At 66.4% G+C, this 12,247-nt stretch carries 10 protein-coding genes; 8 read left to right on the forward strand and 2 right to left on the reverse strand.

From position 1 onward, the window contains the following. Positions 1–94: 94 nt before the first annotated feature. Positions 95–3,205, reverse strand: a complete 3,111-nt coding sequence (locus K8U54_RS19720; protein WP_249910481.1) for a transglycosylase domain-containing protein — start codon at positions 3,203–3,205, stop codon at positions 95–97. A 170-nt stretch (positions 3,206–3,375) separates the two neighbouring features. Here K8U54_RS19720 and K8U54_RS19725 point away from each other — a divergent pair, with 170 nt between their 5' ends. Further along, complete coding sequence (locus tag K8U54_RS19725) at positions 3,376–4,197, forward strand: aldo/keto reductase (RefSeq protein WP_249910482.1); 822 nt, start codon at positions 3,376–3,378, stop codon at positions 4,195–4,197. A 198-nt stretch (positions 4,198–4,395) separates the two neighbouring features. On the opposite strand, the gene rapA is transcribed toward K8U54_RS19725, so the two are convergent. Then, positions 4,396–7,239, reverse strand: coding sequence for an RNA polymerase-associated protein RapA (gene rapA, locus K8U54_RS19730; RefSeq protein ID WP_249907394.1), 2,844 nt, complete (start codon positions 7,237–7,239; stop codon positions 4,396–4,398). A gap of 175 nt (positions 7,240–7,414) precedes the next feature. On the opposite strand from rapA, the gene K8U54_RS19735 reads away from it, so the two are divergent. The 7 genes from K8U54_RS19735 to K8U54_RS19760 all read left to right on the forward strand — a co-directional run bounded on the left by K8U54_RS19735 (position 7,415) and on the right by K8U54_RS19760 (position 12,247). Beyond that, positions 7,415–7,711: an aspartate-semialdehyde dehydrogenase gene (locus K8U54_RS19735; RefSeq protein WP_070885414.1), complete on the forward strand. Its 297-nt coding sequence runs from the start codon at positions 7,415–7,417 to the stop codon at positions 7,709–7,711. A gap of 5 nt (positions 7,712–7,716) precedes the next feature. Then, positions 7,717–8,334, forward strand: a complete 618-nt coding sequence (locus K8U54_RS19740) for an alpha-ketoglutarate-dependent dioxygenase AlkB family protein (RefSeq protein WP_249907395.1) — start codon at positions 7,717–7,719, stop codon at positions 8,332–8,334. Next, positions 8,331–8,492: a hypothetical protein gene (locus K8U54_RS19745; protein ID WP_249907396.1), complete on the forward strand. Its 162-nt coding sequence runs from the start codon at positions 8,331–8,333 to the stop codon at positions 8,490–8,492. The genes K8U54_RS19740 and K8U54_RS19745 overlap by 4 nt, the downstream gene beginning before the upstream one ends. A 398-nt stretch (positions 8,493–8,890) precedes the next feature. Further along, the gene (gene ccoM, locus K8U54_RS25220; RefSeq protein ID WP_283939381.1) at positions 8,891–9,007 is read left to right on the forward strand and encodes a cytochrome c oxidase subunit CcoM; all 117 of its coding nucleotides are present in this window, start codon (positions 8,891–8,893) and stop codon (positions 9,005–9,007) included. Positions 9,008–9,209: 202 nt separating this feature from the next. Then, entirely contained in the window at positions 9,210–11,195 is a 1,986-nt protein-coding gene (locus K8U54_RS19750; protein WP_249907397.1) for an FUSC family protein, read from the forward strand. Continuing rightward, entirely contained in the window at positions 11,182–11,385 is a 204-nt protein-coding gene (locus tag K8U54_RS19755; protein ID WP_249907398.1) for a DUF1656 domain-containing protein, read from the forward strand. Before K8U54_RS19750 ends, K8U54_RS19755 begins: the two co-directional genes overlap by 14 nt. A 10-nt stretch (positions 11,386–11,395) precedes the next feature. Beyond that, a complete protein-coding gene (locus tag K8U54_RS19760; protein ID WP_249907399.1) occupies positions 11,396–12,247 on the forward strand; it encodes an efflux RND transporter periplasmic adaptor subunit in 852 nt (283 codons plus the stop codon).

Genomic DNA, 12,247 nt, shown 5'->3' on the forward strand with positions numbered 1-12,247 from the left:
GCTTTTGTAGGAGGGGCTTCAGCCCCGAGCTTTTTATCAAGGCAAACAAAGAGCTCGGGGCTAAAGCCCCTCCTACGGAGTGTGCGGCCTTGTGCTAGCGCACCACCTGCGCCATCTGCTGCTGTGGTGGCGGAGCGCACAGCGTGCGCGCACCGGTTTGCAGGTAGGGCGCCAGGATCGGTTGCATGCCCTTGAGCACCTGCACCGGCAGCGCCGAGGTGAAGCGGAAGTTCTCTGCGGCGCGGCCCGGTACGAAGGCGGTGAGGGTGCCGAAGTGGTCCGGGCCGAGAAAGAACACGAAGGTGGCGGTGCGGTTCTGCACCCGCGAGCTGATCACCTGGCCGCCGCGACCCACGCTGGTCATGCGGTTGTCGCCGGTGCCGGTCTTGCCGCCCAGGGTCAACGGGCTGCCATCGGCCAGGCTGAAGGCGCCCTGCAGGCGCCGCGCGGTACCGCCATCCACCACCTGTGACAGGGCCTCGCGCAGCGCCGCGGCGACCTCAGGGGCCATCACCCGTTTGCCGGCTTCGAGTACGTGGCCCAGGCGCGTGTCGTAAGGCGTGCCTGCGGCGAAGTGCAGGCTGTCGATGCGCACCGTGGGCAGGCGGATGCCATCGTTCTGGATGATGCCGATCAGCTCGGCCAGGGCCGCGGGGCGGTCCCCCGAGCTGCCCAGGGCGGTGGCCAGGGACGGCACCAGGTACTCGAAGGGGTAACCCAGGTTCTGCCAGCGCTGGTGAATATCCAGGAAGGCCTCGACCTCCAGCATGATGCGGATGCGGCTGTCGCGGGCGCTCTTGTGACGGCTCTTGAACAGCCAGCCGTAGACTTCCTGACGCTGCTCGGCGCTGGCGCTCACCGCGTCGTTGAAGGAGGCCTGCGGGTGGTCGATCAGGTATTTCAGCAGCCACAGCTCCAGCGGGTGCACGCGAGCGATGTAGCCCTGGTCCGGCAGGCTGAAAGCGCCGGGGCCATAACGCCGGTAGAGCTCGTCGATGCGCTTGTCGCTGATCCGTGCGCCCGGCAGGTGAGCCTTGATGAAATTGCCAAAGGTCGCCTGGCCGACCCCCGGCATCAGGTAGCGGTGTACCGCGGCCAGGCGCGTGTCGGTCAGGCGCAGGCCGCCGATAAAGGTATCCAGGCGCTCCTGGGCGGACTGGCCCTGGTACTTGCGCCAGAAGCGCAGCATGAAGGTGGTGCCTTCGCGGTCGGCAAAGCGGCTCAGGTACTCCTGGCGCCGCGGGTCCTTGTCGTCCTTGAGCAGGGCGGCGCTGTTGCCCGGCGCCTGGTAGGTGCTGTAGCGCACCAGGTCGCGCATCAGGCGCACGAAGGGCAGGTTGATCGATTCGCGTAGCGACTCGCGCAGGGTCGGGCGCCGGCCATTGTCCTCATTGCGGAAGTTGCCGAAGGTATGCAGGCCGCCGCCGGTGAAGAAGCGTTCCGCCGGGCTGGCCGAGTAGCGACGCTCCAGTGCAGCATCGAGCATGGGGGTGAGGTCGGCACCCGGGTTGCTGAGCAGGTAGTCGACGGCCCAGCGGCTGAGCAGATCCAGATCGGCGATGTCCTGGCTGCGCAGCTGCGCCGGGCTCATGCCGGCGAGCCGGCCATGCAGTTCGGCGATCACCTCCAGGTAGGTGGCCATTACCCGCAGCTTGGCGGTAGAGCCCAGCTCCAGCTTGCTGCTTTCGTTGATGTCGAAGGGCTGATGGGTGTTGTCGGTCTGCACGCGCACCTGGTTGCCGTTGGGCGTGCGCTCGAACAGGGTGAAGCTGTAGCGCACGTCACCGGTCTTGCTGGGCGACAGCAAGCGGTCGCCGAACAGGCCGACGCCTTCGGCGAAGGCCGGGTCGGCGAGTTGTTCGAGGTACAGGCTGACCTGTTGCTGCAGGTCCGAATTCAGGCTCGAGCGCGCTTCCAGGTCGAGCCTGTCGAGTTCGTAGTAGGACAGATTGAGCAGGCCGGCCAATCGTGCCCGCGCCATGCTGATGCCCTTGTCGCTGTCGATGCGCTGCAGGTTGGGATCGGTCTGCCAGTCGCGGTAAGTCACCTGCTGGGCCAGGGCCACGTCGCGCAGTTTGCTGTCCAGCACGCCACCGTCGGCCAACAGACGCAGGTGGCTGTCGACCAGCGCGGCCAGTTCTGCACGGCCCTGGGCGAGGTAATACGAGGGCCGGCGCTGGGCGATCATCAGCGATAGCACCTGGCGCAGCGCCAGGCCCCGCTCGGCCAGGTTGGCATCGCTGGCCTGCTCGGCGTCGAGCAGACGGTTGGTGGTGACGAAATCCACGCCGAACCAGATGCGCAGGCCATCGGCCAGGCCGTGCACCTCACCATGGCCGGGGGCGGCCGAGAGCGGCACGCTGTTGAGGTAGTCGCGCACGATGTTCTGCCTGGCCACGAGTGTCTGCGGGCCGCCCTGGTAGGCGCGCACGCTGGCGGAGATCATCTGGCGCAGTTTCTCGGCCGGCGCATGGGTAATGCCGTCCGGGGAATGGCGGTACTTCTCCAGCTGGGTGGCCAGGGTGCTGCCACCAGCGGACTGATCCTGCATACCGACGTACTTGCCGACCTGGGATAGCGCCGCTTTCACGAAGCGCGGCCAGTCCACCGCCGGGTTGGCTTCGGCCGGCTCGGCAGCAAGCAACTGGCGGTCCTCGATGAACAGCAGGCTGCCGATCACCAGCGCAGGAATCGCGGCGAAGTCGCTGTAGCGCTGACGTGGGTTACGCACGGTGTAGAAGGGTGTGCCGCGGCAATCCTCGATGTTCACACCGGTTTGCGCCTTCTCGGCGAAGGGCGCGAAGAAGCCGCGCTCGGCGTAGTCGCTCAGTGCTGGCGAGAAACGCGCCTGCTGCAGCACTTCGAAGCCGCGGCCCTGCAGGCGTTCGATAAAGGTCGGCAGGCGGCTGTAGCCCTGACGTTGATCGAAGGGGCCGTTACCGGGATAGACGATGGCGTCGCTGGGGCCGTCTTCGATTTCATAGGTGAGCGTGGCGGCGTAGCGGCTCAGTTCGCTGGACTGGAAATGGGCGGTGCGCAGTTCGTAGATCAGCAATCCACTCGCTCCGATCAGCCCGAGCAACAGCGTCGAGCCGACCACCCAGCGCACAGGGTGCTTGCGGGGCTGGGGTTTGCGCGGCACCGCGGTCGCGACCTTGTGCTCGCGTACAGGCGGTGCGGAGTCGGATCGCCATAGTGCGCCCATGGTCAACTGGCCCTGGCTTGTCCTTTCCTTCACAGCGTAGCCGCTGAGCGACGCGCTGTCCGACTGATCGGTCAAAAAAATCCTGCCTTTACATAAACCTAGGCCCGCGCCGTTGGCCTGAACCTGAGCCATACCTGCCGGTCAGGATGCAATCACCAGGAGGAAGCATGATGCGCACACTCGAGTTGGCCGGCACTCAGGTACCGGTGATAGGCCAGGGCACCTGGCGCATGGCGGAAAACCGCGATCGGCGCAGAGGCGAAGTCGCTGCGCTGCGTGAAGGTATCGAGCGCGGCTTGCGGCTGATTGATACCGCCGAAATGTACGGCGAAGGCGGCGCCGAAGCGGTCGTCGGCGAGGCGATCAGCGGCAAGCGTGATCAGGTGTTTCTGGTCAGCAAGGTCTACCCGCACAACGCCAGCCGCAGTGGCGTGGTGGCGGCTTGTGAGCGCAGCTTGCAACGCCTGGGCACCGACTACCTCGACCTCTATCTGCTGCACTGGCGCGGCCAGCACCCGCTGGAGGAAACGGTCGAAGCCTTCGAGCGCCTGCGCGAGCAGGGCAAGATCGGCCGCTGGGGCGTTTCCAACTTCGACCTAGATGACCTGCAGGAACTCGGCGAACCGGCCTGCGCCACCAACCAGGTGCTCTACAACCCCGAGGAGCGCGGCGTGGAGTTCGACCTGCTGCCCTGGCAGCAGCGCCAGAACATGCCTCTGATGGCCTATTGTCCGCTGGGGCAGGGTGGTGCGCTGCTGGCGGCCGCGGCACTGCGACAGGTGGCCCAGCAGCATGGCGTGAGCACCGCCCAGGTCGCCTTGGCCTGGGCGCTGCGCCAGCCCAATGTGCTGGTGATTCCCAAGGCCAGCGACCCCAGGCACCTGGCCGAAAACGCCGCGGCCGCTGAACTGCAACTCAGCGCCGCCGATCTGCAGGCGATCGACAGCGCCTACCCGGCGCCGACGCGCAGGCAGCGGTTGCAGATGGTGTGAGGGATTTTCACGGAAGTGGGCGCTGAGCGAACTCATTGAAGAGGGAGAAACCCTGATGGGTTTCACCAGCCTCAGTGGGAGCGCGCCATGCGCGCGACAGCTTCGCGGGCATGGCCCGCTCCCACAAGTTAGATCAAGCCCCAGGGTGTGGGTGAAAGCCATCAAATGGCGATGGGCTCCACCTACCTCCGACTTGGCTTAACCCGCGACCAGCACCCGGATGGCTTCCAGGCGCAGGGCGGCCTTGTCGAGCATGGCCAGGCCTTGCTCGCGCTGCTCGCGCAGGGCCTCCAGTTCGCTGTCGCGCACGCTCGGGTTGACCGCCTGCAGGGCGGTCAGGCGGGCCAGTTCTTCGTCCAGTTCGGCAGCCAGGCGACGCTTGGCTTCGGTGACCCGCTCGACATGGCGCGGCGAGACCTTGGCCTCCCCGGCGGCGATCTTTGGCGTCAGCGCATCACGCTGGGCCTGCACGAACTTGTTGGCGCTGGCGCGCGGTACGGCTTCGAGCTGGTCGTTGAGGGTGTCGAAGGACACCTTGGAGGCCAGGTCGTTGCCGTTGCCGTCGAGCAGGCAGCGCAGGGCGGCAGGGGGCAGGTAGCGGCCCAGCTGCAGTTTGCGCGGCGCCACCACCTCGCTGACGTACAGCAGCTCGAGCAGCACGGTGCCAGGCTTGAGCGCCTTGTTCTTGATCAGCGCCACCGAGGTATTGCCCATCGAGCCGGAGCGCACCAGGTCCATGCCGCCCTGCACCATGGGGTGTTCCCAGGTCAGGAACTGCATGTCTTCGCGGGACAGGGCCAGGTCGCGGTCGTAGGTGATGGTCACGCCTTCGTCGTCGCCGAGCGGGAAGCTGGCATCGAGCATCTTCTCGCTGGGGCGCAGGATCAGGGCATTGTCGGAATGGTCTTCGCTGTCGATGCCGAAGGCGTCGAACAGCTGCTCCATGTACATCGGCAGGGCGAACTGGTCGTCCTGCTCGAGGATCGCCTCGACCAGCGCCTCGCCTTCACCGGCACCGCCGGAGTTGAGTTCCAGCAGGCGGTCGCGACCGGCGTGCAGGTCGCCTTCCAGGCGCTTGCGCTCGGCGGTGGCTTCGTCGATCAGCGCTTGCCACTGGCCATCGTCGGCGTTCTCCAGCATCGGCAGCAGGCGGCTGCCGAACTGGTGCTGCAGGGCGTTGCCGGTCGGGCAGGTGGCCAGGAAGGCGTTCAGCGCCTGGTGGTACCACTGGAACAGGCGCTCCTGGGGGCTGTTTTCCATGTACGGCACGTGCAACTGGATCTTGTGCTTCTGGCCGATGCGGTCGAGGCGGCCGATGCGCTGCTCGAGCAGGTCCGGGTGGGCCGGCAGGTCGAACAGCACCAGGTGGTGGGCGAACTGGAAGTTGCGGCCTTCGGAGCCGATTTCCGAACAGATCAGCACCTGGGCGCCGAATTCTTCGTCGGCGAAGTAGGCCGCGGCGCGGTCGCGCTCGAGGATGCTCATGCCCTCGTGGAAGACGGTGGCCGGGATGCCGGAGCGCACGCGCAGGGCGTCCTCCAGGTCCATGGCGGTCTCGGCGTGGGCGCAGATCACCAGCACCTTGAATTTCTTGAGCATCTTCAGGGTGTCGATCAGCCACTCGACGCGCGGGTCGAAGCGCCACCAGCGCTGGTCTTCCTCGACATCGGCCTGGCCCTGGTAACTGACTTCCGGGTACAGCTCGGCATGCTCGCCGAGCGGCAGCTCCATGTACTCGTCCGGGCTCGGCAACGGGTAGGGGTGCAGCTCGCGCTCCGGGAAGCCCTGTACGGCGGCGCGGGTGTTGCGGAACAGCAGGCGGCCGGTGCCATGACGGTCGAGCAGCTCGCGTACCAGGCGGGCGCGGGCGTCGCTGTCGCCACCGTCGGCGGCATCCAGCAATTGGCGGCTTTCATCGCCGAGGAAGCTGCCGATGGCATCGCGGGCCTGGGCGCTGAGCTGGCCCTGGTCGAGCAGCTCCTGCACCGCCTCGGCCACCGGTTTGTAGCTGGCGCTTTCGGCGCGGAAGGCGTCCAGGTCATGGAAACGATTCGGGTCGAGCAGGCGCAGGCGCGCGAAGTGGCTGTCCTGGCCGAGCTGCTCGGGGGTGGCGGTGAGCAGCAGCACGCCAGGGATCACTTCGGCCAGCTGTTCGACCAGGCTGTACTCGCGGCTGGCCTTTTCCGGGTGCCAGACCAGGTGGTGGGCTTCGTCGACCACCATCAGGTCCCAGCCGGCGGCGAACAGCGCGTCCTGGGCCTTTTCGTCCTCGCACAGCCACTCCAGCGCAACCAGCGCCAGTTGTGCGTCCTCGAACGGGTTGCTGGCGTCGCTCTCGATAAAGCGCTCGGCGTCGAACAGCGCCACTTCCAGGTTGAAGCGCCGGCGCATTTCCACCAGCCACTGGTGCTGCAGGTTTTCCGGCACCAGGATCAGCACGCGGCTGGCGCGCCCGGAGAGCAGCTGGCGATGGATCACCAGGCCGGCTTCGATGGTCTTGCCCAGGCCCACTTCGTCGGCCAGCAGTACGCGCGGGGCGATGCGGTCGGCCACTTCACGGGCGATGTGCAACTGGTGCGCGATGGGTTGCGCACGCACGCCGCCCAGGCCCCACAGCGAGGACTGCACCTGCTTGCTGGTGAACTCCAGGGTGCGGTAGCGCAGGGAGAACCAGGGCAGCGGGTCGATCTGCCCGGCGAACAGGCGGTCGCTGGCCAGGCGGAACTGGATGAAGTTGGACAGCTGGGTTTCCGGCAGGGTGACGGCCTGGTTCTTGGCGTCGAGGCCGTGATAGACCAAGAGGCCATCGACGTCATCGACTTCGCGTACGGTCAGCTTCCAGCCTTCGAAGTGGGTGATCTCGTCGCCCGGCGAGAAACGCACGCGGGTCAGCGGCGCATTGCGGGCCGCGTACTGGCGGGTTTCGCCGGTGGCGGGGTAGAGCACGGTGAGCATGCGGCCGTCCTGCATGAGGATGGTGCCCAAGCCCAGTTCCGCTTCGCTGTCGCTGATCCAGCGTTGCCCCGGTTGATACTCCGCCATGCTGCCTGTCTCCACCTGTGAAAAAGCCGGCTATGTTACCGCAGTGCCAGGTTTGACCAAAGGTGCATCATGGCCGATTTGGCACTTACCGACGCCCGCCCGGTCAGACAGTGTAGTAACGCAGCCGTAAAGTCGCCCGCCGTATGGCCGATAAGGTTGCAAAGAGAGGTCACCTATGTTGCCGCCGATTCCTCACAGCCTGATACCCGTCACCGCCCAGCAGGACGTGGTCAAGCCGCGCCCGGAGATCGCGCCGGTGACGCCCACCGCTGAAACGGCTCAGGAAGATTCTGTCGGCCTGGACAAACGTCACCCCGACGAAGTGGCGGAACGACTGCGTGAAGAGCAGCGCCGCCAGCAGCGGCGTGGCTACACGGCCGCCGAGCTGGCCGAGGGCGAGGTCGACGAGGCGGATGAGCCGGGGATCGATCAGTTGCCGCGCCAGGGTCTCTGGGTGGACGTCGAGGTTTGACGCACGTGGACACTCCGCAGGCTGGTCTGTTCGATCACCCAGCGTTGCAGCTGCCGGATGCCGAACTCGCCTATCAGCCCCACTGGCTCGACGCCGCCACGGCCGATTGCTGGCTGCAAACGCTGGTCGAGCAAACGCCCTGGCAACAACCCGACGTGCTGCTGTTCGGTCGTCGTCATCCAGTGCCGCGCCTGCTGGCCTGGTATGGCGACAGCGAAGCCAGTTACCGTTATTCCGGCATGACCCACCAGCCGCTGCCCTGGACGCCGCTGCTCGCCGAGATTCGCCAGCGCCTGGTCGACACCCTCGGGCAGCCACTCAATGGCGCGCTGCTCAACTACTACCGTGATGGCCAGGACTGCATGGGCTGGCACAGCGATGACGAGCGCGAACTCGGCGCCGAGCCGCTGGTGGCGTCCCTGAGCCTGGGCGGCGTGCGGCGCTTCGATCTGCGCCGCAAGGGCGCCACGCGCATCGAACACTCCCTGCAGCTGGAGCATGGCTCGCTACTGGTCATGAGCGGCCGGACGCAGCATCATTGGCAGCACCAGGTGGCCAAGACGCGCAAGCCCTGTGCCCCTCGCCTGAACCTGACGTTTCGTCTGATCCGGACGCCGCTATGAGCAATGACGTGAAGTTGATCGATTTCGCCGCCGAGCGCGACAAGCGCATCCACGACCTGCGCGACAGGAAGCTCGAGGAGATGCGCAACGCCTTCGAACAGGCGCTACCACTGCCCAAAGGCAAGAAGAAGCCCAATAGCAAACCGAAGAAACGATAAGAACCTGCTCAGCATCCTTGAGCTGGATTCCATCGGTTTTGGCTGAGTGGTGTCAGTGATTCGGCCGCGATCTCGCGGGAGGGGCCGGGCGGCGATCCGCTTTAGCCGCAAGCCCTTCGCACATCAAACGCTCGCGGCTAAAGCCCCTCCTACAAGCTCTGTTCATCGGCCAGTCTGCTTTTTGCGGACTTACAAAAGATCGTGAACAGGCGCTAACGCAGCTTTTCTGCGTATCCGTTGGCGCTGCCCCAGAGCTGTCTAAATTATTGATGCAGAACAGTCGCCGTCTGGCCGCTTGCGTTCGCTCGTGCCTGGCATTTGACCTGGATCAATGGCGGGCAGCGCGTGGCTGTTAACGTAGCCCCATACCCGAGCGACAACGGATGCAAGGAGGCAGCATGTTCTTAGATGTGGTGGTTCTGGCCGGTATCGGCACTGTCGGACTGATGATTCTGTTTGGCGTCGGGTTCACGTATTTCGTCTGGAAGGATGCGAGCAAGAAAAAGCCGCAGTGATCTCCAGGCTCACGAGCACGCAAGGCATTGGGGCGACTTCGGTCGCCCTTTTTTTCGTACCGCATTCGGCGTATCCATCACCTGGGCCACGCGACCCTCTGGACAGTATATGCTTAGCTAGCTAATAATTTGCCGCCTGCACGGAGGCGGAACCCATCGGCTACGGCTATGTTCAGAGCTGAGACCCTTTTAGGTAAGCACCGTGCGTGATCCCCTGCTGGCGTTCGTTGCGCCGAGCACCCAAGCCCTCCAGTTCGCGATCAAGACCCTGCTCGGCGGCGGTCTGGCGCTTTGGCTCGCCCTGCGCCTGGGCCTCGAACAGCCGCAGTGGGCCCTGATGACCGCCTTTATCGTCGCCCAGCCGCTGTCCGGCATGGTGGTGCAGAAGGGCCTGGCGCGCTTGCTGGGTACCCTGGTCGGCACCTTCATGGCGGTGGTGATGATGGCGCTGTTCGCGCAGATGCCGCTGCTGTTCGTGCTGGCCTTCGCCCTGTGGCTGGGCCTGTGTACGGCGGCGTCGACCATGCTGCGTAGCGCCTGGTCCTACGCCTTCGTGCTGGCCGGCTATACGGTGGCGATCATCGGTTTGCCGGCCATCGGCAAGCCCCAGGTGATCTTCGACGAAGCCATCGCCCGTTCCACGGAGATCTGCCTGGGCATCGTCTGCGCCACCCTGAGCAGCGCATTGCTGTGGCCGCAGCGGGTCGAGCGCCAGCTGGCCCAGCAGGCCCGCGATGCCTGGCAGACCGGCCTGAAGGCGGCGCGCCAGGCGCTGACCGGCGAGGAGGAGGCGCGCAAGGGCCTGCTCGAGGCCCTGTCACGTATCGTCGCCGTGGATGCCCAGCGCGAGCACGCCTGGTTCGAGGGCGAGCGCGGTCGCCAGCGGGCCATCGCCCTGCGGGTACTCAGCCGCGACCTGCTCGGCGTGCTGCGCCTGGCCCGCGGTGTGGCGCGCCAGTGGCGGCAATTGAACAGCCTCGAGGCCGAGGCCGTGGCGCCCTGGTTGCAGGAGGTCGACGAGCGCCTGCAGAACGACGCAGACGACCGGGCGCAGCTGATCGAGCGCCTGCGTCAGGCTGCCGGGGACGACGAGCTAAACGGCGGCCAGCAGCTGTGCCTGGAGCGCATGGCGGTGCTGCTGATGCGTATCGAGGACGCCAGCCGTGCGCTGCTGGCCGTCGAGCAGGGCAGGGCGCCGGCCGATGCGCCGCGGGCGCTGTCCTGGCACTACGACTGGCAGAGCGCGCTGGTCTATGGCTCGCGCAGCGCGCTGGCGTTCCTGACCCTGGCGAGCTTCTGGCTGGCCACCGGCTGGACCCACGCCACCGGCGCCATGCTGCTGGCCTGCGTGGTGTGCAGCCTGTTCGCGCGGCTGGAGGCGGCGCCGCAGATCGGCCTGATGTTCCTGCGCGGCATTTTGTACGCGCTGCCGGTGGCGTTCTTCGTCGGGCAGATCCTGATGCCGCAGATCGACGGTTTCGTGATGCTCTGCATGGTGCTCGGCGTGCCACTGTTCTTTGGCGTGCTGGGCATGGCCAAGCCGGCGGTGGCGGCTACGTCCACGGCGTTCTGCCTGCACTTCATCGTACTCTGCCTGCCGCCACCGGGTGTCGGCTACAACGTCGAATTCTTCCTCAACGAGGCGCCGGGCATGCTCATGGGCGTGGCCGTGGCGGTCATGGCGTTTCGCGTGATCGTGCTGCGCAACCCGGTGTGGCATGGCCGGCGCCTGGTGCATGCCATGCTGGTCGACCTCGGCCGGCTCACCCGTCGCGACCTGGGCCGGGCTGAAAACTGGTTCGGCGGGCGCATGGCCGACCGCCTGCTGCAGCTGGCGCGGCACTATCCGGCGCGCCCGGATCAGGCACGCAGCCGCTGGGACGAGGGTGTGGCCGGTCTTGACCTGGGTGATGAATTGCTGCACCTGCGCGCCTGCCTGGCCAGGGCCGATGCCGGTTTGGCGCGCTCGCAGCGGCGCTTTCTGGAACGTCTCGACGATGCTCTGGAGCGCGGCCCCGCACCGGGCCGCGAGGACGCGCTGAACGCACCGGTGGCCGAATTGCAGGAGGCCCTGCGCGCCTGCACGCCAAGCATCGACAAGCGCCTGGCCGAGGCGGCGCTGTTGCAGTTGCAGAACGGCTGGCGTCATTGGTGCCACTTGAGAGGAGCGGATCATGGGCTTGCATGAGTGGTCGTTGGGCGGCGTATTGCTGAGCCCCATGGCGGCCTACGCGGTTTTGGCGCTGCTGCTCACCGGCGTGATTCGCCTCGGGCTGCAGCGTGTCGGTTTGGCACAGTGGATCTGGCACGAAGCGTTGTTCGACTGCGCCCTGTTCGTTTGCGTCCTGGCGGCGGTGATTGCCGTCCTGGCGAATTAAGGAGAAAAGCATGCGTTCGACCATTCGCGTCGGCATCACCCTGGCCGTGGTGGTAGCGGCGATCCTGGCTGGCTCGTGGATCTGGCAGCACTACATGTATTCGCCCTGGACCCGGGACGCCCGGGTGCGTGCCGACGTGGTGACCATCGCCCCGGACGTGTCCGGCTGGGTGCTGGAACTCAAGGTGCGCGACAACCAGCAGGTGAAAGCCGGCGACCTGCTGATGACCATCGACCGTGACCGCTACCAGGCCGCCCTGGAAAAGGCCCAGGCCGTGGTGGATATCCGCAGGCAGCAGCTCAGCCTGCGCGAGCACGAAGCGTCCCGTCGCGCGCGCCTGGGCAGCCAGGCGATCAGCGCCGAGCTGCGCGAGAACGCGCAGATCAACGCCGAGATGGCCCGTAGCGAATACCGCGAGGCCCAGGCCGACCTGCGGATCGCCCAGCTCAACCTCGAGCGCAGCGAAGTGCGCGCGCCGCGTGACGGCCAGGTCACCAACCTCAGGCTGGCCCAGGGCAACTACGTGACGGCCGGGCAGGCGGTGATGGCCCTGGTCGATACCGCCTCGTTCTACGTGCAGGCGTATTTCGAGGAAACCAAGCTGCCGCGCATCCAGGTCGGCGCACCGGTGGAAATCTGGTTGATGGGCGGTGAGCAGGAGATTCGGGGCGAAGTGGAAGGCATCAGCCGCGGCATCACCGACCGCAACGCCAGCCCGGACGGCCAACTGCTGGCCAACGTCGAGCCGACCTTCAACTGGGTGCGCCTGGCCCAGCGCATTCCGGTGCGCATCAAGCTCGATAGCCTGCCCGAGAAGGTTCAGCTCAGTGCCGGCATGACCGCCAGCGTGCGGGTGGAGTAG

It is taken from the genome of Pseudomonas fulva, assembly GCF_023517795.1.
Classification (GTDB): Bacteria; Pseudomonadota; Gammaproteobacteria; order Pseudomonadales; family Pseudomonadaceae; genus Aquipseudomonas; species Aquipseudomonas fulva_D.